This is a genomic window from Asaia siamensis, from assembly GCF_014635085.1.
Classification (GTDB): Bacteria; Pseudomonadota; Alphaproteobacteria; order Acetobacterales; family Acetobacteraceae; genus Asaia; species Asaia siamensis.
Genome location: NZ_BMCH01000007.1, coordinates 41,978 through 66,176 on the forward strand (window position 1 = coordinate 41,978; position 24,199 = coordinate 66,176).

Consider the following 24,199-nt stretch of genomic DNA (forward strand, 5'->3'; position numbering starts at 1 on the left):
CCACGCACACAGACTCTCCGTTATTGACCGTAGAAAAACCGGGCGGTTGCCCCACCATCGATCAGGAAGTCGCTGCCGGTGATGTAGCCGCCCTCAGCACCACTGATCAGCGCAGCAAGAGCCGCCACCTCGTCAGGTGTTCCGGCGCGGCCCGCAGGGGCGCTTGAGAGCATTGCGCGATAGAATGCCGCCCGCTCTCCATTCAGCTCGTCATAAGCCAGCGGCGTGATGATGATCCCCGGGCTGATTGCGTTGATCCGGGCTCCTCGTGCTCCCCAGCGCATCGCCTCGCCCCTGACGCGCAGCGAATTGCAGCGCTTTGACATCTGATAGGCAAGCAGCGTGTCATCGATCTCATGAACGAAAGGCAGGGCCAGAAGGGTATCGGCGGGGTTCGTCGCCAGTTGCCTGTCCTGCTCTGCAGTGAGCGCAGGCATACGATGGCCGGATTGCGAGGAGATCACGATACCCGACCCGCCTCTGGCCACACGTTGCCCGAACTCTTCGAGCAACATTGCCGTCCCGTAGAGATCCACCTTGAGAATTGTCTCCACCGGAGCCTGTGACGGTGACACACCAGCTGCCTGAACGAGGGAAAGAAGCGGGCCGATCTTTTCCGCCGCCTCGATGAGAGAACGGACAGACTCTCTGTCTGAAACATCGACCGTGACAACGCTTGTCTCGAAACCTGCCAATTCGAGAATACCCGCGGCTTGCTCGGCCTTGTCGCGATGCAGATCGGCGAGCACGACATGGCGACCGCTGCTGATGCGGCGCGCAATCGCCTGACCGATCGATCCTGAACCGACAACGACGGTGACATCTTTCATGTTTTTTCCAGTCCGCTGGCTTGAGTGTCCGGCCCATCACGCCTGGGACACGCGATCATCGAGACCGGAGACCTGATGCCGTCTCTTCTCGATGGCGGAGAGCATTGCCGTTTTCGCGCGTGCCTCAGGAAGCCTTTCGCGAAGGATCATAGGCGGTCGTGACGCCCTTCATTAGGGCGCGTCTGGCACATGTCCTTATGCCCGTCATTCATGAAACCTGACATGCATAGGCGACAGCATTTCCGGCCAGGAACAGGTGTGCGCTCGCATGAGCGCCGGATATGTCGCCTCGATCCGCCCCGGTCTGAAAGCCACCAGAAAGGATGCGACGCCCCTCCCAAAAGCGAGCGCCTGGAGGCTAGGGCGCTGCCTCAGTGCTCACCTCGGGGCCTAATGTGCGCAATGAGCGCGGTCTGACGGGGCCACCAAGCACATGACCGATCGGGGTCAGGGCCTCGATGTGATCGCAGAAGATCTTGAACACGGCGAGCATGGGCACCGAGAGAAAGGCCCCGCCAATACCCCACATCCAGTCCCAGAACAGCAACGAGGCCATCACCAGCACCGGGTTCAGGGTGAAGCGCTTGGCCAGCAGCATGGGGGTGATGGTCTCACCCTCGAGGATATGGATGCAGAGATAGATGGAAGGAGGCAGAAGCGACATCAGGAAAGACGGGAAGCTGATGAGCGCCACACAGAAATAGACCACCACCCCGGTCAGCGGCCCGATGATCGGCACGTAGTTGAGCAGAAACGCCAGAACCCCCCAGAGCAGCGGGTTGGGCATGCCCGTCAGCCAGCATTGCAGGAGATTCAGCGCGCCCACGAGAATGTTCATGATGGTGATGGTCGCAAGATAGAGCGACACATTGCGCTCGATCTGCGTCGTGATCTGCACGATGCGTCGCTTGTCCGAATAGGTCGGCATGATCTCGACGATGCGGCGCAGCAGGCTGTCGCCTTCGGTCATCAGGAAGAACAGCATCAGCAGCATGGTGAAGAACTCTCCCATGAAGGCACGTGTGCCGATCAGGAAGGAAGAGCCCCAGACACGCAGCGTCTCTGCACCATTGGAAGCTGACGAGGCGGCCGCGCTGGCGGCGCTAACATGATGATGCCCGCCACTCGACATGAGAGCCACGACACGCAGATAGCCCCGCTGCAGGGAATCGATCGGCCCCTGTAGGAAAGCCAGCTTCTGTTGAAGCGCCGGCAGGCTTTGCGGCACCTTGGTGAGCCATGCCGCCGCCGGCACCGAGATGGCCGTGCCGATACCGACCACGAGCAGGAACATCGCAATGATCAGCATCAGGGCCGCGATGGGCTTGGGAATACGCAGCCGGCCATGCAGAAACCGCATCGGGCCGATCATGAGCAGATTGACCACGATCGCAAACACGAAAGGCAGAACGATATCAGCGGCAAAATACAGCGTGTAGAACACGGCGAGCAGCGAGAGGATGAGAATGCCGACATCGCGCAGGGTCAGGCTATGACGCAGCATCGCCTTTCGGATCAGACCCGCCTGATAGGCTTCGTTCTCATCCGCGCCGGGCACAGCTGGCTCGGGCATGACACGGGACGCCTTTTCGCGCGTGAGTGTTTCGCTCTGCCCGGCATCAGGCATGGGCGTGTCCGAAGTCAGAGACGGGTCTGACATGGCGGGCGGTTCTTTCCTGAGAGGCGGGTTGCAGCGCGAACTGGGCGCCGTCGTGAACGCCAATCAAACGCCCGGGATCACAAACGTTGCCATCAACGTGATGCACGTTACATTTTATTGGGTTGAATCACATTGGCTTGCAACCCATTTTCGGGTTCTATCGTAATGCTGTCTCAGCACACGACTATGATTTTCAAAAAAGGATATCGTCATGGCCTGGAACACCCCGAAGGTTACCGAAATTCCGCTCGGCGCCGAAATCAACTCCTATGTCTGCGGCCAGAAGAAGTAAGTTCTTCATCTGATCGCTTACACGCAACAGCCGCACCCCTCGTGCGGCTGTTGTCGTTTCTGGCCGATGACAGACTGACTGACCCCGACCATGCTCGATATCATTGTTCTCGGCAGCGGCGCGGGGGGTGGCTTTCCCCAGTGGAATTCGAACGCCCCCGCCTGCCGCGCTGCTCGCGAAGGCCGAATTCCATCCCGCAGCCAGGCATCCCTTGCCGTCAGCAGCGATGGCCGGAACTGGTTTGTGCTCAACGCCTCACCCGATCTGCGCGCGCAGATTCTGGCAACCCCTGAATTACAGGCCCAGACCGGGCTGCGCTCGACCCCGATACAGGGCGTCATTCTGACCAATGGCGAAATCGATTCCATCACCGGTCTGCTGACCCTGCGCGAGCGTGAGCCTTTCCGGCTCTATGCCACGCAGGCGACACACGCCCAGCTCGATGCCAACCCGATTTTCGAGGCGGTCAACCGCGAGATCGTCCCGCGTCTCATTCTCGATGACACCACGCCAGTTGCCCTGCCCAACAAGGATGGCACATTGTCCGGCCTGACCGTGAGTGCCTTCGACGTTCCCGGCAAGGCGCCGCTTTATGCCGAGCATCTGCCCAGCCAGAAGGGCGAGACGATCGGGCTCGAGATAACGGACGGCAAACACCGCCTGATCTTCCTGCCAGCCTGTGCAGATCTCACCCCGGAGATACGCGCCCGCATCCGTCAGTCCGATGCCCTGTTCATGGAAGGTACGCTCTGGCGCGATGACGAGATGATCCTCGCCGGACTCAGCCCCAAGACGGGGCTGCGCATGGGCCATATCTCCATGTCCGGCCCCGAAGGCATCATCGCCACGCTGCATGACGCACCGGCGCATCGCGTTTTCATTCACATCAATAACTCAAACCCTGTCCTCATTCCGGATTCTCCGGAACGCCGGACGGCAGAAGAAGCAGGCTGGACCATCGGAGAAGATGGTCTGCGCTTGACATTGGGAGCATCATCATGACGGTTCTTACCCCCGACGCCCTTGAAGCCCGCCTGCGTGAAATCGGCGCCGAGCGCTATCACAACCGCCACGCGTTTCATCGCGCCCTTCATGATGGCAAGCTCAGCCGCACACAGGTTCAGGCCTGGGCGCTGAACCGCTATTATTATCAGGCATCCATTCCCGTGAAGGATGCGACCCTTCTTGCCCGACTGCCCACGGCAGAGCTGCGCCGCGAATGGCGCCGTCGCCTTGAGGATCACGATGGCAACGAGCCGGGCACGGGTGGCATTGCGCGCTGGCTGAAACTGACTGATGGTCTCGGCCTGTCGCGCAGCTATGTCGAGAGCCTGCAGGGCATGCTGCCTGCAACGGGCTTCGCCGTTGAGGCCTATGTGCATTATGTGCGTGACCGATCCGTGCTGGCAGCCATTGCCTCGTCACTGACCGAACTCTTCTCGCCGACAATCATCAGCGAGCGCGTTTCGGGCATGCTGCGCCATTACGACTTCATCTCGGAAGAGACCTTGGCCTATTTCGCCCCGCGTCTCACACAGGCACCGCGCGATTCCGACTTTGCTCTGGCCTATGTGAAGGAACACGCCCGCACGGCCGAGCAGCAGAAAGAGGTCATCGATGCGCTGATCTTCAAATGCAATGTGCTCTGGACGATGCTCGATGCCCTTGAGCATGTGTATATGGAAGGCCATCCCGCTCCCGGTGCCTTTGCCGGGGCTCATACCCCAGAGGCTTTCAGCGCGTGAGCGTCTCCGAAGACAGCATTCTGAAATTTACCCGCGGTCATCGCCTTCAGCATGACCGCGTGCGCGACGTCTGGCTTATCCAGGCGCCCGAGAAAGCCTTCATTGCCGATCCGATCGCCGCTGCCATTCTGCAGCTTGTCGATGGCGCCCGACCGCTCAGCGTCCTGATCGATACGCTGGCCGAAACCTATCAGGCGCCACGTGAAACAATCGCAGGCGATGTGCAGACCTTGCTCACTTCGCTCATCGAGCAGAAAGTGCTGAGCGCATGAGTTTTGCGCCGCCCCCCATGAGCCTGCTGGCCGAGCTGACCCATCGCTGCCCGCTTGCCTGCCCCTATTGCTCCAACCCCCTCGCCCTCGATCGCCGGGCTGCGGAGATGGAAACGGCGGACTGGCTGCGCGTGCTCGATGAGGCGGCTTCTCTGGGTGTGCTGCAGGTTCATTTCTCCGGCGGCGAGCCCATGGCGCGCCATGATCTGCCCGAACTCGTGCGCCATGCCAGCAAGCTCAACCTCTATACCAATCTCATCACCTCGGGTGTGCTCATCAACGACGTCACGCTCGAAGCCCTTGATACGGCAGGGCTCGATCATATCCAGCTCTCGTTTCAGGATGTCGATGAGGCAGGGGCCGAGCGCATCGGTGGGCTGCGCGGCGCTCAGGAAAAGAAACTGAATGCAGCGCGTCTGATCAAGGCACGTGGCATTCCTCTCACCCTCAATTTCGTTGTGCATCGCGAAAACGTCGCGCGTGTGCCCGAGATGCTGGATCTCGCCCATGAGCTCGGTGCGGGCCGCGTCGAGATTGCCCATACCCAGTATTATGGATGGGGCCTGAAGAACCGCGATCTGCTGATGCCCTCAGCCGCGCAGCTCGAAGCCTCGACCGAAGCCGTGGTGAAGGCACGCGCCCGCTTCGGTAACAGCCTCGCCATCGACTATGTCACTCCTGACTACCATGCCGACCAGCCCAAGCCCTGCATGGGCGGATGGGGCCAGCGTTTCGTCAACATCACCCCGTCCGGCAAGGTGCTGCCCTGTCATGCCGCCGAGACCATTCCCAATGTGGTCTTCCCCAGCGTTACCACGGAATCCCTCGGTGCGATCTGGCAGGATTCTCCGCTGTTCAACCTGTTTCGCGGCACGGACTGGATGCCCGAACCCTGCCGCAGCTGCAGCCTCAAGGAGGTGGACTGGGGCGGCTGTCGCTGTCAGGCCCTCGCCCTGACCGGTGACGCTTCAGCAACCGATCCTGTCTGCGCCCGCTCGAACCAGCATGCACTGGTCATGGAAGCCGCCACTGCCGGTCACGATGGCGAGTTTCTTTATCGACGGTTCAGAGCGATCTGAAGGGCAGACGGGGCTCTGCCCCGTTCCCCGCCAAAGGACAGTCGTCCTTTGGAAACCGGATTTGATTCAAAGCGGGGATCGAAGGGGCTCGCCCCTTCGCGGGTCCAGGGCAGAGCCCTGAAAACCGGTCACCCCGAAAATGGTCGTGCCACGATCATGATGACAATCACGACCATCAGAAGCGTCGGCACCTCATTGGCAATACGATAGAAGCGCTCCTGATGCAGGCGCTGATCGGCAGCGAACTCGCGACGCCAGCGGGCGCAGAAACCGTGAAAGCCGCAAAGCAGCAACACGGTAGTAAGCTTGATCCACCACCAGGGCGCAGACCAGTCGATCAGGCCGGGAAGAGAGGCGAGGAGCCCACCCGAAAGAAGCGTGACGATCATGGCAGGCGTCATGATCGCACGCAGAAGGCGGCGTTCCATGATCTGGAAGCGGGCGCTTTCATCGGTGCCGGGGGCAACCTGCGAATGATAGACGAAAAGGCGAGGCAGATAGAAATTACCCGCCATCCAGGAGGTGAAAGCCAGGATGTGCAGCACTTTGAGCCAGGGAAACCAGGGCATGAGGGCACTCATCTTGCTTGCTCCTTCAACACACCGGCAAGAACGGGCACGAGCTCGTCCAGATGGGCAATGCGCTTCAATCCGGGCCAGTCATGGGCGGGAGACGGTCCTTCGGCCCTGAGCAGGATACAGGCCATACCCGCATCATGTGCAGCCTGAACGCCGGTATCGGAATCCTCAATCACCACGCAGTATGACGGGTCGGTGTTTTCCTCTGATGCGGCATGAAGGAAGACATAAGGATCCGGTTTGGGGCGCATCATGTCGCGAGCCGAATGGACCCGATGACGCGGAAAGAGAGAAGAGAAACCGACACGATCGAATTTCACTTCCATTTCCGGCCAGGAGGAGTTCGAGCCGACCCGGAAGGGAAGACCAAGTGCGGCAACGCCTTCCAGCATGGCTGCAGCACCATCTATGGGCACCGCCTCGTCACGCATCAGTTCGACCAGCTTGTCCTGCATGATCGCGACATAATCAGCACCGAGATCATGCCCTGTTTCGACTTCAAGCTCGCGTTTGACCTGAGCCAGCGCCTTGCCTGCGAAACGCTCGAGCGATTCTTCATCGCTGAGGTCAATGCCATGCTCGCGGGCCACACGCGCCACGAGGCGGCAGGACGGCCCTTCGCTGTCGATCAGCACGCCGTCGCAATCGAAGATCACAAGGCGCAATGCACCCGAGGGAGACAGGGCATGGGCCATGGCTCTCAGCCGATATCACGCACGGCATTAACCAGGGCCCCGACATGCTCCGGCGGGGTCTCGGGCATCACGCCATGGCCGAGATTGAACACATGCGGACGGCCCTTGAGGGCGTTTCTGATCGTATGCGCCTCAACGATCAGAGCCTGCCCGCCATTCTTGAGAATGATCGGGTCGAGATTGCCTTGCAGTGCCAGTGTGTCGGGGCAGAGCGCGGCCATCTGGGCCATATCGACGGAGGTGTCGCAAGCCAGGGCATCCACGCCTGTTTCACGGGCATATTCGATCGCCATCAGACCGGCGAGACGAGGGAAGCCGATGATCTTCACGCCGGGTCGAGCGGTGCGAATACCCTGCACGATACGCCGTGTCGGGGCGATCACATGCTGGCGGAACTGCGACGGAGGCAACAGACCGGCCCAGCTGTCGAACAGCATGACGGCTTCGGCGCCCGCATCGATCTGGCCAATCAGCATGTCGGTAGTGGCCTGTGTCAGCAGGTCGATGAGATCGCCATACAGGGCAGGGTCCTGCAGGGCCATGGCGCGTGTCACGCCGAACTCGCGTGAGCTGCCGCCATCGACCATGTAGCAGGAAACCGTGAAGGGGCTGCCAGCAAAGCCGAGAAGTGTCGTGGGCTGCGGAAGCTCACGAGCCAGAATCCGCAACGTTTCCTGGATCGGCGCAACGATTTCGGCTACGCGTGACGGAGACAGCGCCTCCAGAGCAGCGCGATTGCGGATCGGCTCCATGACCGGACCGCGGCCTTCGATGAATTTCAGATCCTGACCCATGGCCCAGGGCAGGACCAGAATGTCGGAGAACAGAATGGCGCCATCCATGGCATAGCGGCGGATCGGCTGAAGGGTCAGCTCTGCGGCGATGTCGGGGGTGGTACAGCGCGTCAGGAAATCGGCCTTGGCCCGTTCGGCCCGAAACTCGGGCAGATAGCGACCGGCCTGACGCATCAGCCAGATCGGAGGGGGCCAGACCGCCTCTCCCTGGAGGACACGCAGGAGCGGTTTTGCAGGGCTCGGCTGAGGTGAGATTTCGCTATCCATACCGACCAATAATCATAAAAGAAAAAAGAAAGATATCCTGTCGGATAGGTTGATCCCTGTGGATGACGGGGTACCCATCTTTCCGAAAACGTACCCCGACTTACCAACACTGTGTACAAACGATAAAGCCTTTGGTTTGAAGCATTTGCGTAAGTTATCCCGAAATACCCACAGAAGGGCTGTGTACAACCCACCGGTACCGCCAGAAAAAGTACAATCCACGGTACTCGGTACATCGGCTCTCGATGCCTCGTACAATCCCCATGTACCCCAGTACTGACGGTACTCATTCACCCCCCTCATAGAAGGAGACGCCTTATGGAGTCGGCATATGCGAATCCGGGCACAGCCCGCCTGTTTCTCGCCAGCGGATCGACGACGCGGCTTGGTTTGCTACGGGATGCGGGTCTTGAGGTCATGTCCTGTCCCGTAGGGATTGATGAGGCTGTGATCAGAGACAGGATGAGGGCTGAAAAACGGTCTCATGGCGCTATCGCTCTGGCGCTCGCTGATGCCAAAGCTCTAGGGTTTTTCAGGAAAACCGATTTTATGAGCGCCGATTTTGTTATCGCGGCAGACCAGATTCTGGAGTGCGATGGCGTCGGTTTCGACAAGCCGGAATCACTCGATCAGGCGCGGGAGCAGCTACGTCATCTCAGGGGGCGTACGCATCATCTTCAGACGGCGCTGGTGCTTTACAGAAACCGCCAGAAGCTCTGGGAGCATCTGGCGAGCCCGAAACTGACCTTCCGTGACTTCAGCGAAGCGTTTCTCGACACCTATATAGCAAGCGAGGGAGATGCCCTTTTGTCCTGTGTGGGGGCCTACAGACTCGAAGGGATGGGAGTACAGCTTTTCGAGACGATCGATGGCGACCATGATGCCATATTGGGTCTGCCTCGCCTGCCCCTGCTTGCTGTACTGCGTGAATACGGGGTGGCGAAAAAATAGTGTATTAGGGGCTTGTCAGAGGATAAGCCCCCCGCTATACCCGCGCCACTGGCCTGACCCAAGGGGCCGGTTTTGATACGGCGGGGCCATAGCTCAGTTGGGAGAGCGCCTGAATGGCATTCAGGAGGTCGTCGGTTCGATTCCGATTGGCTCCACCATCATCCTCAGAAAATCAGATCATACTGCACTGCGACGAGCCTGAGCTCGCGGCTTCTGTGCGTCTGGCCTTTTAAAAACGCCGGTTTTCCGATCTGAGCCGACTGATCATCCCTGTCCTTCCCTGTCATCGCGGGCCCTGATTCCGCCTTTTCAATCACAGGCGTCAGGAGATCGTGCAGCCCGGCTCACCTCCGGTTGTCGAGAAAAGACAGGCTCTTCGAAAAACGTCAGATCGCCTTGAGCCCTGGCATCGGTTTGCTCCCTTGCTCTGGCTAAGGGCTTTCACGATAAAATGGTTGATATGCAAACCATATTCGTGTTCTGTCCCTGCATTCAGGAAACGAAACCAGATGACAGAGCCATGACCCTTTTGCGTTCCACTTCTTTTCGGGGGCCTTTTGCGCTGTGGCGCCTTATCCCCCTGCCCGCCATCGCACTCAGTGGGTGTACACGGGCGCCGTTGCAGGATGTGCTTGGCTCTTTCTTCCCTTCCTGGATGCTCTGCGCCACGCTAGGGGCAGTCGCTGCCGCGTTTTTGCGCGCGGTTCTGGGCGTCTTCAATCTGCAGCAAGCCGTGCCTGCGCCGATGCTGACCTATCTCGCCTTCATGGTCACCATCACGTTCGTGGTGTGGCTGATCTTTTTCGGTCACTGAGATGACGTCCGGTTTTTCAGGGTCGGACGCCCCTGTCATTCCCGCATCACGCGAATGTCTCTTTCCGATCGGCCGGCTTGTGCCGGTCGCGGAGCGGTTTCAGGCGGTGTTTTCATGAGTTCTCTCCCCTCCCGCATCGGGGGCATCGCGCTCCTGATTCTTTCTCTCGCCGCCTGTGTCATTACCGGCTTCATGGTTCTGGGTCGGCTGCATGATCGCCCGAGAACCGAAGATGCCTATATAGCGGCCAATATCGTGCATCTGGCCCCCGAGGTCAGCGGGCGCATTGTCACCCTGGCAGTACATGACAATGAGAAGGTCCGGCGCGGGCAACTGCTCTATGTGATCGACCCGGAGCCCTATACCTACCGTCTGCAACAGGCCCAGGCTCAGGTCGACGGGCTGCAGGCGCAGATCGATGTACAGACCAGCCAGGTCAGTTCGCAGATCTCTCATGCAGGGGCTGAAGCCAGCGCCGTGCAGAGTGCCCGTGCCCGTCTGGCTCTTGCCCAGGCCACCCAGAACCGTCTTACCCCACTGGCGGGCCAGGGCTTCGTTACGCGTGAAGCGCTCGATCAGGCCAGAACGGAGACACGCAGTGCGGAGGCTTCGCTGCAACAGGCGCTTCAGTCTGCCGTAGCCGCGCATCAGGCCGTGCGCAGTGTCGCCCCTCTTCGTGCCGATCTGGCTGCGGCACAGGCCCAGCTGCGTGAGGCAAAGCGCGATCTGCGTCTGACGACCGTCAGAGCGCCCTGCGATGGTGTCGTGACCGATCTCAATATCAGCGCAGGTGAATACGCCACGACGGGCAAGCCTGTCTTCACGCTTGTCGATAGCGAGATCTGGTGGGCCATCGCGAATTTTCGCGAAACCCAGCTCGTCGGGCTGGTTCCGGGGCAGAAGGTCAAGGTCTATGCCATGGCTCAGCCCGGAAAGCCGATTACCGGCACACTGGAAAGCCTGAATGCCGGTGTCGTTCCTGATGAAGGCACCAGTGCGGGTGGCCTGCCCAAGGTGCCGCGCACCCTGAACTGGGTGCGCATCGCCCAGCGTTTTCCCGTCAGGATCAGGCTCGATAATCCGCCGAGCGATCTGATGCGCATCGGTGCGACGGTTGTTGTGGTTGTCATGCGATGACTTCTGTCCGGCAGGATATGGCTGGGGCCGTGCGCCCTCACAAGGCGCATGATACGCCATCGACCTTCTCGTTTCTGAAAAAGGAGATGGCGACCACCCCCGGGCGCACCCGTAATACGGTGCTGCTGGTGGTTCAGGTGATCGTGACGATCCTGATCGGCGAGACGTTTCGTGTGCCCGATCTGCCGGTTCTGGTCTTCATCTGCTTCTTTCTCTCGGGAAATGACGCCGCCTCGAATACGAGCACCGCGATTATGGGGGGCGCGGTCATTGTGGCGGGAACGGCACTGACCATCCTGCTGATGATGGCGAGCCTCTCCGAACCGGGGCTCAGATTGCCTCTCATGCTGCTGCTGACTCTGGCAGCGGGCTTTCTGTCAGAGGCCATGACCATGGGGTCTCTGGCCAATATCCTGCTGTTCTGGATCGTCTATATGTCCATGAGCGCGGATATGCTCGAGACGGTCGGCTACTCACTCGACGGGTTCATTGGCAACACGACAGACAGCGCCGTGCCCGATGCGGCTTTCATGCCGCCCGAAGAGGCCATGCTGCACACGCTGCTCTGGGTCGGGGCAGTCTTCATTATCGCGCTCGCGATCATCGCCATCGTCAATCGCCTTGCCGGGCATGACCCGCTCACCATGCTGCGTGATGGTCTTGCCAGACGTTTCGAGGCTGTGTCGCGTGCGTGCGAAACGGGTGCCATGCCCCAGACACAGGAAATCGGGGCGATCAAGGGACTGGCGGAGCAGGGCGTGGCGCAGCTCAGGCAGTTTCATGATCTGAGCACGAAGATTCACCCCGAAATGTCGCGCCACCATGTCGGCCTTGCGATGATCCGCAACGCGGCGCGTCTGGTCATGATCGTGCTGGCCTGGAGCCAGCTTGGCCGGGAGGAAGGCAGACATTTCCTGCAGCGTATCGGGCAGATCGTCGCGCAATGTGGCCATGTCTACAAACACGGGCGCGAGCGCGTGCCTGCGATCGATTTCGATCAGGCCGAACTCGAGACACTCGCAGCCGGATTTCGCGATGATCCCAGGCTCTATCCGCTCGCTATCGAGTTCATTCGCAGCCTGACGATCATCCACGGGCTTCTGATGCGTCCTGAAACGACCGCGCCGAGCTTTGCCCCTGAAATCAAGGCTGCCGCGCAGGGCTTTTTTAAGCCGGATGCTTTTAGAAACCCGGCCTATCCGCGTTCTGCCATACGGATCGCCCTTAGTGTTGTCATCTGTTACGCCATCACCCGCTTCACGTCATGGCCGGGTATCCAGACCTGCGTGGTCACCTGCTTTCTGGTCTCACTCGGCACGGTCGGTGACAGTGTGCACAAGATGCTGCTGCGCGTGGTCGGGGCCATGATCGGGGCGGTTTGCGGTATTGGCACGATCCTTCTTTTCATGCCGTCCCTGACCGATTGCGTCGATCTCATCCTCGTTGTTCTTCCGGTGGCGGCTTTCGCGGGCTGGATCAAAAGCGGCAGCGAGCGCATCTCCTATGCCGGGGTGCAGATTGCCATGGCCTATTTCATGACGATCCTGCAGGGATACGGCCCGACGCTCGATATGGAGACAGCGCGTAATCGCGTGGTGGGCATCATTATAGGCAATGTCGTCGTTTATCTCATGGCAGCTGCGCTCTGGCCGGTCAGTGCAACCAATGTGGCCCGCAAGCATCTTGCCGGTGCTGTCAGACAGCTTGGCGACCTGATTGTGCTGCGTCGCAAGAACCCCGATGCCGCAGTGGATATCAGCCAGGAGATCGAACGTGAGAAATTCGGTCGTGCGGTAGCGGCTACCCGCATGGCCCTGCGCAACGCGCCTTTTGAGGAAGAACGCCTCAAGGGCGGGGGCGCCATGCCTGATATCACTCTGCCTCTGGTGACCGATATCCAGATGCTGGCGATCCCTGTTGCCGTCATTTCCGATGTGCGGCGTGAGCCGGATGAGGCGGCGCGTGATTATGTCTCGACGATGCGCGCGTGGTTCAACGAGCTGGCACAATGGCTCCATGACGGCCGTGACGGGCTTGCGCTGCAGACCCGCTTGCCAGCCGTTCCCGTGATCGAGGATGACGCCCAGCGCATGGTCTGGTTCGGCCTGCTCGACGAACGCGCCCGCCAGATCCTGCAGACTTACGACCCCGATGCTTGCGGACAGGAAGGCGCTGCCTGATGTCCCGCCCTGTTACCCGGATTTTCCCGATGACCCGACCGGCCCTTTCTCTCATCGTTGCGGCAGCGCTGCTGGCAGGCTGTAACGACACACGAGACCTTGCCCCTCAGACCGCTGATCATGCCTGGCACCCGACCACCAGCACCGGCCTCGTTCTGCCTCCCGATATACGCCATCCTGCCGTAACGGGTGAGGCAGGCGTGGGGCAGATCGTTGCGGGTCGTGCTGCCACGGCTCTGCCTGACGTATCGGACCGGGCACTCAGCCTGCCCCAGCTGATCGATCTTGCCGAGCGCAACAACCCTCGCACACGCATTGCCTGGGAGTCAGCCAGACAGGCCGCCATCGGTGTTGGCATGTCGCGTGCGGCCATGCTGCCGCAACTGACCTTTTCGGCCATGGGCGGGTTTCAGCGCATGGCTCTGCCTCTGCCCAATTACCTGTCGAGCCGCGGTTATCTGACGTCGAACGGGGCAGCGGCTTTCCCCAAGCTGGAACTCGATTATCTGCTGCTCGATTTCGGGCGCACGCGGGCACAGATCAGAGAGGCAAAATTCCAGACCCTGGCGGCCAATTTCGGTTTTTCGGCTGTGCATCAGGAGCTGATTCTTGACGTGATCAGCGCCTATCACCAGCAACAGGCCGCGCAGGCCATTGTCGCGGCCTCGCATCATGCGGTTGATAACATGGCGCTGCTGTTGCGGGCGGCACAGTCGCGCCACGATCATGGCGAGGCGACGATCATCGATGTTGCCACGTCCCAGCGCAATCTGGCCCAGGCACGTTTTGATCTCGACAAGGCCGTTGATGCCGAACACGGGGCGCGCCATGCCCTGCTTGAGGTGACGGGTCTGCCCGCGACGCTTGCCCTGGCCATCGAGCCCGTGCCGGCGCGCGACTTGCCGCATAGCTCGCCAGAGCAGATCAGGCAGCTCGTCAACCAGGCCCTGGCTTCGCGTCCCGATCTTCTGGCCGATATCGCCAAACTGCGTGCGTCAGACGAGGCGGTGCTGGCGTCGAAGGCAGCGCTGCGTCCGCAGATATCGTTCGTCGGCACGATGTCAGGCTATCTGGGTGCGCTCAAGACCTATGGCACGGGGCGTTCTGCTCCGGCTTCTGCCATTGCCCAGCCTGAGGCCGGGGCATTTCTTCAGGTCAGCTGGCCGATCTATCAGGGCGGATTGCGGGCCAATGCCATTCACATGGCGGAATCCCGGCGCGAGGCAGCCGAAGCCACCCTGCTCAAGGACAGGCTGAGCGTCGAGCGTCAGGTGGCTGATAGTCAGGATGCGCTCGAAACCGCTCTGGCTCAGGTCAAATCGGCGCAGGTTCTCAATGATGCCGCGCAGACCGCCAATGAAGGGGCGAGCCAGGCCTATGCCCATGGTGTCGGCACGATGACGGACGCTTCCACGGCTGCGGCTGCCCTGTTCGAGGCGCAGGCGTCGCTCGCCGTGAGCATCGCTCAGGCTTTCACAAAGGCTGCGGCGCTGGCCCATGCCACGGGTCAGCTCGATCTGGCCAACAACATGCCCGATGATCTGTCGGTGGCGGCGCCATGAGCCTGCTTGCTGACGAAACGCCTACACTTGGGCGCATGATGGCGCTGATCGCACGGCGCTGGCGACAGATTCTGGATGCAGGGCTCAGGCCCCACGATCTGACGGACGCCACCTGGCAGCCTCTGCTGGAGTTGCAACGCCATGGCAGGCCGCTGCACCCCAAGGAAATTGCCGATGCGCTTCTGCTCGATAAATCCTCGATGGTGCGGATACTGCGCACACTCGAGGAAAAGGGCTTTGTGACACGCACGCCCGATGAAACGGATCGACGGGCTTTTTTCGTCAACCTGACCGAGGCGGGTGATGTTCGTCTTCGGGAGGTGATGCGGCTTTCACGCGCGATCGAAATGCGGGCGATTGCCGGCGTGGCAGAAGAAGATCTTGCTGCCACGCGTCGCGTATTGAGGGCGATCCACGACGAGATCCAGTCGGTCGAAACCTCCCTCTGATCTTCTGCGTGGCTCAGGCCTCGCTTTCGAGCACGGCCTTGAGCGCGGCCAGGGTCAGACGCACTTTGTGTAGTTCGGCGTTGTAGCCCATGGCGCCCAGACGCCAGATCTTGCCGACAAGCGGGCCGAAAGCCGTGCCGATCTCGATCTGGTATTCGTCGCGCATACGGGCGCGCACGCGCTCGCCATTGACGCCTTCAGGAATATACACGCCGGTCACATTGCTCATGCGATAGGCGTCCTGCCCGTAAAGCGTGAGACCGAGGCCACGCAGCCCTTCGGCCATCGCCTTGCCAGCCGCGACATGGCGGGCGAAGCGGTTCTCGAGCCCTTCTTCCAGAGCCAGACGGGCGCATTCGCGTGCTGCATAGAGCATCGACGTAGCTTCGGTGTGATGGTTCAGGCGCTTTTCTGACCAGTAATCCATCACCATCGCCAGATCGAAATAATTCGAGCGGATGAACGGGCGAGTGCCGTCACTGATATCATCCCGGCGGATGCCGCTCTCAACCTTGCGTCTTGAGAAGATGAACTCTGCGGCCCTGTCCGAAATGGTGATGGGCGCGCTACCCGGCGGGCCGCCCATGCATTTCTGAAGGCCGGCGGAAATGACATCGATTTCCCATTCATCGGTGCGCACCGGCATACCGCCCAGCGTTGCCGTAGCATCGACATAGGACAGTGCGTCATATTTGCGGCACAGCGCCCCGACCCCTTCAAGCGGCTGGGCCGTGGTCGTCGAGGTGTCGCCATGTATGGCGGCGAAGACAGCGGGGCGATGTTCGGCGAGAGCTGCCTCGATCTGGGCCAGTGTCGCGACCTGTCCCCATTCTAGATCGATCGTGGCGATATCGGCACCAAGACGCTCGGCGATTTCGCCGAGTAGCATACCGAAGCGGCCGGAGCGAATGAGCAGCACTTTTGCACCCGGCTCGATGAGCGAGGTCAGGGCGGCCTCGATACCGGCACGGGCAGAGCCGTCGATCAGAAAGGTCCAGCGGTTTTGGGTCATGAAGACCTGACGATAGAGGTCCATCGTCTGGTTCATGTATTCCGTCATCTCGGGGTCGAACTGGCCGAGCATGTCAGCACCCATCGCCCGCAACACGCGGGGGTGCACATTGATGGGTCCCGGCCCCATCAGCAGGCGCTGGGGGGGATCGATCTCACCGTAGAAGTTGCTCACCGTTCTTCTCCAACTCGCTTGATGAAACTGACCAGCGTGCGATGCGCGGCCTCGACATCGTCACTTTCGACGGCTTCCGCCGGATTATGGCTGATACCGCCTTCGCAGCGGATGAACAGCATGGTCATGGGTGCCAGATGGGCCATGATCATGGCATCATGGCCTGCCTGACTCAGCAAGACCGGCGGGACATGGCCCGTTGCCTCGATGATGGCCTCGCGCAGGGTCGCGTTCAGGGTCTCATTGCACAGGGCACCCTGCAGATCCTGCACCTGTTCGCACTCGAGCGCGACACCGCGCCTGCGGCTGATCGCTTCCAGCGTTTCCAGAACCTGCCTTGCAGCTTCCTCGCGCAGGCCCGGTGTGACCGCGCGGATATCGACAGTCATGACCACGTGACCCGGCACGACATTCGGGGCGCCGTTTTCGACGGTCAGAAAGCCCACTGTCGTGACCAGATCGTCAGGGCCAGCCGCGCCTATGGACTCGATTGCCGTTATGGCTTCGGCCGCCGCTGCGAGGGCATCGCGGCGTTCGTGCATGGCTGTGCCTGCATGGGCAGCCTGCCCTTTTATTGTAACGCGGTAGCGATACTGGGAGGCGATGCCGCGCACCAGACCGACGGGCAGACCAGCCCGTTCGAGATGCGGTGCCTGCTCAATATGCGCCTCGATATAGGCCAGCACGTTCTCTCGCTTGGCCGTCCTGAAACGTATGGACGAAAGACCCCAATCCGCGAGGGCCTGGCGCAGGGTAATCCCCTCGCGATCAGTGACGCCCTCATCAATTGTCTGGGCAAGACCCGCAGCCGAACGCGACCCCATCATATAGGTGGAAAAGCGTGAGCCTTCCTCATCTCCAAACCCGATTACTTCGAGAGCGAAAGGGAAGCGCTGCCCGGAGCGACTGAAATGCGCGACAGCCTCGATGCCGAGCATGACACCCAGCATGCCGTCATAACGCCCGCCATCGCGTACGCTGTCGACATGCGAGCCCAGGAGCAGAACCGGCGCATCCGGTGTCGTTCCTGCATAATGGCCGATGATATTGCCAACCGCATCGGTCTCGACACTCATGCCGGCCTCATCCATCCACTGGGCCAGACGCCCGAGCGTCGCCTTGTGAGCAGGACCCAGATAGGGACGGAACAACCCGTCAGCCTGGTCGCTGTAGGGAACTGTTCCGAGTTCGTCGCAACGGGCCTTGGCCCGTGCGCCACCAGCTTGAATTTTTGACGTCGCGATCATGTATACAAGAATGTCTCAAGGCGAGGCGAAAGACAATCGAAAGCTGAGACCACGGAAAAAACTAGGTCCGGCATTCGATCTGTCTCAGGCGTTGCGTTGAAACGTGGCTCCACGCAGAGCGTAAGCGATGCCTTCCGACTCAGGATTGATCGGCGACTGATAGCCTATGATCTACAAGATTAATTGGTGTTTAAAAAAGGCATGCATGTGGAAATATAATATAATATTTAATTACAAAAAAACCGAGTCTATAGAGACATCCATGTCATAATCTGCGTTTTCATGACGATGCTTTGAGATGATTGAAATAAATGTGCAAATACAACGAGTCCGGTATGACAGGCACGCTCCTAGCGCATATGCCACAGATTTGTCATAAAAAAAGCGTCTCTTAGAAAGAAAGTTGAAAATAAGGCACGGAATTGGGGTGTTATGAAAAATATATACTTACATAATATATTGTAAATTATATGTTTTAGCCATAATTAAGGAAAAAATATGAAATTCTCAAATCGATGCTTTTCTCTGTATAATCTATCGGGAAATCTATTGTCTTCCGTCGTTCGTCTGACTGACGATCATAAGATAGACGGGATCGATCATAAAGCAGGAAATAAATGGCTTTTTGAGTATAATTGCCTAAAATTCTATCGTGAGGATGTATTATATATCCTTTTTAATAATAGGATAGAACACGACAATGTCTCTATTTTTATTGGAAAATCTCTTGATGGTGATAATCCCTCTTCTTATATTCTCGTAGAAAATCAGGAAAAAAAAGATTACCTTGCAGAGGTAAGGACAAGTGTTGACTCAGTCAAAGCCCTGATGACGCAGATGAACGACACTTTGGGCGTTGGTGTCCGGTCGGGGAAGAGACACGGATCGGTCAGAAAGATCGTATTTCTCGTACATAATATAGCAACTTGGGATAGTCTTTCAGATGTCTATCAGCATCTCATGGAGGCGCCGGATTTTGATGCCGTAGTCATTACTATTAATCGGAGATTCCCGGGCGAGGACAAATTCGGACATGAGCCGGAAACCCATCTGGCACTCTTGAATAAAGGGATTCCCCATATAAGATTTGGTGGCCCAGATCATGACGAAAATTTGCGACTACTTAAATTTATTTCACCAGACGGAATTTTCAGACAATCACCATGGGATTATGATATTCCTCCGGAATTTCATGTTAATAAATTAGATTTTTCTAATCTATTTTATATTCCTTATTTTGGATACAATATTGTTGAGAGATTTACGCCAGACCCAAATGAGCGTGATTTTCAGGCAGATCAAGATTTACATCGCGCCTGCCGCCTAGTTTTTTGCGAGTCGGATATCACTCGTGAAATAATGACAGAGAAAAATTGTCGTGGTGGTGATCATTTTGTTGCAACAGGTCATCCAAAACTGGAGAAACTTCTTGGATGTAAGAATAATCCAAAGTGGCCTTTTCCTAAATTAGAAGAAAAAAATAAGGCTCGCATTATATGGGCGCCACATCACAGTATTAAGAATGACTGGTTATCATTTGGAATTTTTCCATCAGTATACAATGATATGCTCGCTTGGGTTAAGAGCGACCAAGATATCGAGATCGTTCTGAAGCCGCACCCTGCATTGTTTGCGCTGCTAACGGGAACTGGCCTCATGACAGGTGAGCAACTGAAGATTTTTTTGGATGAATGGAATGGTCAGGAGAACGCTACTATTGTTGAGGATTCTGACTATGGCTCTCTAATGCTTGCTTCCGATATCATGCTTACCGATGGCATTAGCTTTCTTTCAGAGTATATGCTGTTTCCCGAAAAGCCCCTCATTTTCATGGAAAACCCTGACCACGCGCCATTCAACAAGGTTGGAAAAATCATCGAAAGCGCGTGTTATATTGTACGAAACGTCGAAGAGACCCGACATCTTCTGGGAGAAATCACGAAAGACGGGCAGGATTGCAAAAAATCTGAGCGCGAGAAGGTGAAGGATATTCTCTTGCCATTCGAAACCGGCGCTGCGGAACGTATCGTTGACCGGCTTAGAGCCTGTTTTGAGTAACCTCGTTTCTTGTCAGAGGTAGGTGCTGTCTGCAGACGCAACTAAACCATGATCTGTCAGAGGAGGGCGCGCGCTTTAGAGGAGAGCCATGTGGATGGTACTAAAAGCTCCGAGCGTAAGCGTACGAAGCGTTGATGTTTGCCAATGAAGGGCTTCGTCATGATGCCGCGGCTTGCGTGCCGGACGTGACAAGGGAAAGGCGTTGTGGGTGCTTAACCCTTGGCCTTGCGTGTTATGACGGCGCCCTGTCTGGTCATGATCCGATGATCATTGACCAGACAGGGGCCTGACTCAGGCGCCGAGTTCGGCCTTGAGTTGAGGCAGCACCTCGAAGAGATCGCCAACAAGACCATAATCGGCCACGCTGAAGATCGGGGCTTCGGGGTCCATGTTGACGGCTACGATCACGCGGCTGTCTTTCATGCCAGCCAGATGCTGGATGGCACCCGACAGACCGACGGCGATATAGAGTTCCGGAGCCACGATCTTGCCGGTCTGGCCGACCTGCATTTCGTTCGGAGCAAATCCGGCATCGACAGCAGCGCGCGACGCACCGATAGCGGCACCGAGCTTGTCAGCGACGGGTTCGAGCAGCTTGAAGTTGGCGGCGTCCTTCAGACCGCGCCCACCCGAAATCACCACGCGGGCGGATTCCAGTTCGGGACGATCGGAATGGGTCAGCTCGATGCCGACATACTCGGCATCAGGCACCTCGACAGCTGCCGAGATCGCCTCGACAGGAGCAGGCGCCGCATCGCTGAGGCTGGCAGCATCGAAATTGGCGTTACGCACCGTCAGCACCTTGATGGCGTCGCGCGAGCGCACCGTCGACAGGGCACTACCGGCATAGATCGGACGCACAAACGTATTGGCGTCGATGATCTCGACCACTTCGGTGATCGGCTGGACATCAAGCAGACCGGCCACGCGAGGCAGTACGTTCTTGCCATAGGCGGTCGCGGCGGAAACGATATGATCGTAGTCCGAAGCGCGATCGGCGATCAGCGCTGCAATGCTCTCGGCCAGATGCGGGGTGGAGTCAGCATGAAGAACGCGGGTGACCCCCTCGATCCTTGCCGCTTCCTGAGCCCCATGGGCGCCAATCAGCAGGACATCGACAGCGCCGAAAGCGCGGGCGGCAGCAACAGCGGAAAGGCTGGCCTTCTTGATGGCGGCGCCTTCGGCTTCGATCAGAACCAGAGTAGTCATGCTCAGATCACCTTTGCTTCGTCACGCAGCTTGCCGACCAGTTCGGCAACGCTCGACACCTTGATGCCTGCCTGACGCACCGGCGGTTCGACCACACTCACGACTTCGAGGCGCGGCGCGATATCCACGCCCAGCGTATCGGCAGCAATGGTTTCGAGCGGCTTCTTCTTTGCCTTCATGATGTTCGGCATGGTGGCGTAGCGCGGCTCGTTGAGACGCAGATCGGTCGTGACAACGGCAGGCAGGGCCAGACGCACGGTCTCGAGACCGCCATCGGCCTCGCGCACCACGGTGATGCGGCCATCTTCAACAGCAACCGAGCTGGCAAAGGTGCCCTGCGGCCAGTTAAGGCGTGCTGCCAGAATCTGGCCTGTCGCATTCATGTCGTCGTCGATGGCCTGCTTGCCCATGACGACCAGACCGGGGTTTTCGCGGTCGATGATCACCTTGAGCAGCTTGGCAACAGCCAGCGGTTCGAGATCGGCATCGGTCTGCACCAGGATGCCACGATCGGCGCCCATGGCCATGGCGGTGCGCAGCACCGGCTGGGCTTCTGCCACGCCGATGGTCACAACCACGATTTCAGAGGCAGCGCCTTTTTCGCGAAGGCGGACGGCCTCCTCGACAGCAATTTCATCGAAGGGATTCATTGACATCTTCACGCCCTGCGTGTCGACGCCGCTGTTATCGGCCTTCACGCGGGGCTTGATGTTGTAATCAACCACCCGCTTGACCGGGACCACTATCTTCATCTGTTCCTCGCCGATCCTGGAAATCTCGACTGGGTTCATACCCTATTGCGAATCAAAATCACATACCGACCGGATAATTCGGGCCGCCTGCCCCTTCGGGCACGCACCAGTCGATATTCTGTGTCGGGTCCTTTATGTCGCAGGTCTTGCAGTGCACGCAGTTCTGCGCGTTGATCTGCAGGCGCATAGTGCTGTTCTCTTCCAGCGCCTCATAGACACCGGCAGGGCAATAGCGGCTTTCAGGCGAGCGGAAGATATTCCAGTTGACCGGCAGCCATTTCGACGGGTCGCGCAGCTTCAGATGGATCGGCTGATCTTCTTCATGATTGGTGCCCGACAGGAATACGGACGAAGTCAGGTCAAAGGTCAGCGTGCCATCGGGCTTCGGATAGGCGATGGGCTTGCACTGATCGGCAGGCTTGAGCGCCTCATGATCCGTATGACGGAAATGCAGCGTCCATGGCGCGCGCCCACGGAAGATCAGGCTGTCGATTCCGGCATAGAGCGCGCCAAGGCGGTTGCCCCAAAGGGCAAAGGCAGGGCGCACATTGCGGGCCTCGAACAGTTCCTTGAACAGCCATGAGCTCTTGAAGCGGCGTGTATAGCTGGTCGCCTCGCAGGGGCCCTCATGACCGAGAGCTTCAGCCACGGCTTCGGCGGCCAGCATGCCCGATTTCATGGCGGTATGGGTGCCCTTGATCTTGGGCATGTTCAGGAAGCCTGCGGAATCACCCGCCAGCACGCCACCCGGGAAAGACAGGCGCGGCAGGGACTGGAAACCACCTTCTGACAGCGCTCGCGCACCATAGATCAGGCGGCGGCCCCCTTCGAGATGCTTCGCGAACTCAGGATGGGTCTTGAGGCGCTGCATCTCCTGAAACGGAGAGAGCCAAGTATTGCTGTAATCCAGCCCGGTGACGAAACCGTAGGAGACGAGGTTTTCGCCAAAATGATAGAGCCAGGCGCCGCCATAGGTGCCGTCATCCATGGGCCAGCCAAAGCTGTGCTGCACAAAGCCAGGTTTGTGCTTCTCGGCTGGAATTTCCCAGACTTCCTTGATGCCGAGGCCATAGGTCTGCGGATCGACCCCCTGACGCAGATTGAACTGCTTCATCACACGCTGGCTGATCGAGCCGCGCACGCCTTCGGTAAGGATGGTCTGTCTGGCGCGCAGGATCATGCCCGGGGCGAAATTCGGCCCCTGTTCACCCTCACGGTTCACACCCATATCGCCTGTAATGATACCGCACAGGCGGCCGTCTTCAATAAAGGGTTCGGCAGCCGCAAAGCCGGGATAGATCTCGACGCCCAGTTCTTCAGCCTGCGCCCCGAGCCAGCGGCAGACCTCGCCCAGCGACACGACATAATTGCCGTGATTGGCCATGGCGGGCATGAGCTTGTCGATGAACGGGATAGAGAAGCCGCGCTTTCCGGTCAGGAAAAGTACCTTCTCTTCCGTCACCGGGGTTTTCAGCGGTGCGCCGCGTTCCTGCCAGTCGGGAAACAGCTCGGCCAGAGCGCGCGGTTCGATCACGGCACCCGAGACGATATGCGCGCCGATCTCGCTGCCTTTTTCAACCAGACAGACCGTGGCCTCAGGCATGAGCTGACGCAGGCGGATCGCAGCGGAGAGCCCGGCAGGGCCGCCGCCGACGATGACCACGTCGAATTCCATTTCCTCGCGTTCGATTTGCGTGCTCATACGGGTGTTCCGATCAGTCTCGGTGTCAGGCACCGCGACGCGTGAACGTCCAGTAGAACGGCACGCGGCCTTCGCGGTAGGCCTTGGCTTCATAGCGTGTGGGCGACCAGCCTTCGGGGCGCTCGCCTTGTGCGGGCGGGGGCGCGTCGAAAAGATCCTGCGCACCCATGATCTCGAAAACCCAGTCCTGATAGACAGGGTGATCGCTGGCAACGCGCCAGATGGCTCCGGGCTTCAGCAGGCGGGCCAGTTCGCGAATATTCTCCGGGTGGATGAAACGTCGCTTGGCATGACGTGCCTTGGGCCACGGATCGGGGAACATCAGATAGGCGCGATCAAGGCAGCAATCGGGCAGGGATTTCAGAAGCTGACGCGCATCATCGGGCCAGATACGGAAATGATCCGGCGGCGTGATGCTGTCTTCTTCCCCTTCCGGCACGATGCGGGACATGAGGGAGCAGAGCCCGTTTTCGAAAACTTCAGCAGCGATGTAACCAACATCGGGGTTACGTTGCGCCTGGTCGAGCGCATGCTCGCCCCCGCCAAAACCGATTTCGAGCCAGACTGAATCGACCGGCGCGCCGGTGAAGGCGGCTTTCGGATCTGTGGCCTGTTCGGGGTTCAGGCGGAGCCGTGGCAGCGCTTCATCGAGAAGACGCTGCTGGCGGGCGCGCAGCGGGTGCCCGCGCTGGCGGCCGTAAAGCCGCTCAGGTTGGGACTTGAGAGAAGTGTCAGACAGT

General features: G+C 59.0%; 23 protein-coding genes and 1 tRNA gene. 13 read left to right on the plus strand and 11 right to left on the minus strand.

All coding sequences use genetic code 11. The annotated features are described in order from the left end of the window. Positions 1-20: 20 nt before the first annotated feature. Together IEV53_RS12355 and IEV53_RS12360 are read right to left on the minus strand one after the other, a co-directional pair. Positions 21-830, minus strand: a complete 810-nt coding sequence (locus tag IEV53_RS12355; protein ID WP_188427142.1) for an SDR family oxidoreductase — start codon at positions 828-830, stop codon at positions 21-23. A gap of 358 nt (positions 831-1,188) precedes the next feature. Next, positions 1,189-2,403 carry an AI-2E family transporter gene (locus tag IEV53_RS12360; protein ID WP_188427253.1) on the minus strand — a complete coding sequence of 405 codons (1,215 nt, stop codon included), beginning with the start codon at positions 2,401-2,403 and terminating at the stop codon, positions 1,189-1,191. Positions 2,404-2,701: 298 nt separating this feature from the next. Here IEV53_RS12360 and pqqA point away from each other — a divergent pair, with 298 nt between their 5' ends. The 5 genes from pqqA (at position 2,702) to pqqE (ending at position 5,878) form a co-directional block, all read left to right on the plus strand. Beyond that, positions 2,702-2,782 carry a pyrroloquinoline quinone precursor peptide PqqA gene (gene pqqA, locus IEV53_RS12365; RefSeq protein WP_023978294.1) on the plus strand — a complete coding sequence of 27 codons (81 nt, stop codon included), beginning with the start codon at positions 2,702-2,704 and terminating at the stop codon, positions 2,780-2,782. Between the two features lie 90 nt (positions 2,783-2,872). Next, on the plus strand, positions 2,873-3,784 hold the full coding sequence (gene pqqB / locus IEV53_RS12370) for a pyrroloquinoline quinone biosynthesis protein PqqB (RefSeq protein ID WP_188427143.1): 912 nt from the start codon (positions 2,873-2,875) through the stop codon (positions 3,782-3,784). Next, positions 3,781-4,527: a pyrroloquinoline-quinone synthase PqqC gene (pqqC, locus tag IEV53_RS12375; RefSeq protein WP_188427144.1), complete on the plus strand. Its 747-nt coding sequence runs from the start codon at positions 3,781-3,783 to the stop codon at positions 4,525-4,527. Before pqqB ends, pqqC begins: the two co-directional genes overlap by 4 nt. Beyond that, positions 4,524-4,799 (plus strand): pyrroloquinoline quinone biosynthesis peptide chaperone PqqD, encoded by a 276-nt coding sequence (pqqD, locus tag IEV53_RS12380; RefSeq protein ID WP_188427145.1) that lies wholly within the window; start codon positions 4,524-4,526, stop codon positions 4,797-4,799. Before pqqC ends, pqqD begins: the two co-directional genes overlap by 4 nt. After that, complete coding sequence (pqqE, locus tag IEV53_RS12385; protein ID WP_188427146.1) at positions 4,796-5,878, plus strand: pyrroloquinoline quinone biosynthesis protein PqqE; 1,083 nt, start codon at positions 4,796-4,798, stop codon at positions 5,876-5,878. The genes pqqD and pqqE overlap by 4 nt, the downstream gene beginning before the upstream one ends. 128 nt (positions 5,879-6,006) lie before the next feature. Here pqqE and hemJ read toward each other — a convergent pair whose 3' ends face one another. Genes hemJ through hemE form a run of 3 tightly spaced genes read right to left on the minus strand, consistent with a single transcriptional unit; the run spans position 6,007 to position 8,212 of the window. After that, on the minus strand, positions 6,007-6,459 hold the full coding sequence (gene hemJ, locus IEV53_RS12390; RefSeq protein ID WP_188427147.1) for a protoporphyrinogen oxidase HemJ: 453 nt from the start codon (positions 6,457-6,459) through the stop codon (positions 6,007-6,009). After that, positions 6,456-7,151: an HAD family hydrolase gene (locus tag IEV53_RS12395; RefSeq protein ID WP_188427148.1), complete on the minus strand. Its 696-nt coding sequence runs from the start codon at positions 7,149-7,151 to the stop codon at positions 6,456-6,458. Before IEV53_RS12395 ends, hemJ begins: the two co-directional genes overlap by 4 nt. A gap of 5 nt (positions 7,152-7,156) precedes the next feature. Further along, positions 7,157-8,212: a uroporphyrinogen decarboxylase gene (gene hemE / locus IEV53_RS12400; protein ID WP_188427149.1), complete on the minus strand. Its 1,056-nt coding sequence runs from the start codon at positions 8,210-8,212 to the stop codon at positions 7,157-7,159. A 318-nt stretch (positions 8,213-8,530) separates the two neighbouring features. Here hemE and IEV53_RS12405 point away from each other — a divergent pair, with 318 nt between their 5' ends. The 7 genes from IEV53_RS12405 (at position 8,531) to IEV53_RS12435 (ending at position 15,305) form a co-directional block, all read left to right on the plus strand. After that, on the plus strand, positions 8,531-9,163 hold the full coding sequence (locus IEV53_RS12405; RefSeq protein WP_188427150.1) for a Maf family protein: 633 nt from the start codon (positions 8,531-8,533) through the stop codon (positions 9,161-9,163). Between the two features lie 82 nt (positions 9,164-9,245). Continuing rightward, a tRNA-Ala gene (locus IEV53_RS12410) sits at positions 9,246-9,321 on the plus strand. A 362-nt stretch (positions 9,322-9,683) separates the two neighbouring features. Next, positions 9,684-9,977, plus strand: coding sequence for a YtcA family lipoprotein (locus IEV53_RS12415; RefSeq protein ID WP_188427151.1), 294 nt, complete (start codon positions 9,684-9,686; stop codon positions 9,975-9,977). A gap of 114 nt (positions 9,978-10,091) precedes the next feature. Continuing rightward, positions 10,092-11,114: an efflux RND transporter periplasmic adaptor subunit gene (locus tag IEV53_RS12420; protein ID WP_188427152.1), complete on the plus strand. Its 1,023-nt coding sequence runs from the start codon at positions 10,092-10,094 to the stop codon at positions 11,112-11,114. Then, complete coding sequence (locus IEV53_RS12425; protein WP_188427153.1) at positions 11,111-13,294, plus strand: FUSC family protein; 2,184 nt, start codon at positions 11,111-11,113, stop codon at positions 13,292-13,294. Before IEV53_RS12420 ends, IEV53_RS12425 begins: the two co-directional genes overlap by 4 nt. Before the next feature lie 29 nt (positions 13,295-13,323). Then, positions 13,324-14,856: a TolC family protein gene (locus IEV53_RS12430; protein ID WP_188427154.1), complete on the plus strand. Its 1,533-nt coding sequence runs from the start codon at positions 13,324-13,326 to the stop codon at positions 14,854-14,856. After that, a complete protein-coding gene (locus IEV53_RS12435; protein WP_188427155.1) occupies positions 14,853-15,305 on the plus strand; it encodes a MarR family winged helix-turn-helix transcriptional regulator in 453 nt (150 codons plus the stop codon). The genes IEV53_RS12430 and IEV53_RS12435 overlap by 4 nt, the downstream gene beginning before the upstream one ends. Positions 15,306-15,318: 13 nt before the next feature. Here IEV53_RS12435 and IEV53_RS12440 read toward each other — a convergent pair whose 3' ends face one another. Next, complete coding sequence (locus IEV53_RS12440; protein WP_188427254.1) at positions 15,319-16,446, minus strand: pyridoxal-phosphate-dependent aminotransferase family protein; 1,128 nt, start codon at positions 16,444-16,446, stop codon at positions 15,319-15,321. Between the two features lie 41 nt (positions 16,447-16,487). Beyond that, positions 16,488-17,738 (minus strand): allantoate amidohydrolase, encoded by a 1,251-nt coding sequence (locus IEV53_RS12445; protein WP_188427156.1) that lies wholly within the window; start codon positions 17,736-17,738, stop codon positions 16,488-16,490. A 498-nt stretch (positions 17,739-18,236) separates the two neighbouring features. Here IEV53_RS12445 and IEV53_RS12450 point away from each other — a divergent pair, with 498 nt between their 5' ends. Continuing rightward, entirely contained in the window at positions 18,237-19,796 is a 1,560-nt protein-coding gene (locus IEV53_RS12450) for a hypothetical protein (RefSeq protein WP_188427157.1), read from the plus strand. Positions 19,797-20,087: 291 nt separating this feature from the next. On the opposite strand, the gene IEV53_RS12455 is transcribed toward IEV53_RS12450, so the two are convergent. From IEV53_RS12455 to trmB, 4 genes are read right to left on the minus strand one after another with little or no spacing between them, the layout of a single operon-like run. Further along, the gene (locus IEV53_RS12455) at positions 20,088-21,005 is read right to left on the minus strand and encodes an FAD-binding protein (RefSeq protein ID WP_188427158.1); all 918 of its coding nucleotides are present in this window, start codon (positions 21,003-21,005) and stop codon (positions 20,088-20,090) included. Positions 21,006-21,007: 2 nt separating this feature from the next. Further along, the gene (locus IEV53_RS12460; RefSeq protein ID WP_025841041.1) at positions 21,008-21,757 is read right to left on the minus strand and encodes an electron transfer flavoprotein subunit beta/FixA family protein; all 750 of its coding nucleotides are present in this window, start codon (positions 21,755-21,757) and stop codon (positions 21,008-21,010) included. Positions 21,758-21,815: 58 nt separating this feature from the next. Further along, the gene (locus IEV53_RS12465; RefSeq protein WP_188427159.1) at positions 21,816-23,459 is read right to left on the minus strand and encodes an electron transfer flavoprotein-ubiquinone oxidoreductase; all 1,644 of its coding nucleotides are present in this window, start codon (positions 23,457-23,459) and stop codon (positions 21,816-21,818) included. 25 nt (positions 23,460-23,484) lie between these two features. Then, positions 23,485-24,198, minus strand: a complete 714-nt coding sequence (trmB, locus tag IEV53_RS12470) for a tRNA (guanine(46)-N(7))-methyltransferase TrmB (protein ID WP_188427255.1) — start codon at positions 24,196-24,198, stop codon at positions 23,485-23,487. Between the last annotated feature and the right edge of the window lies 1 nt (position 24,199).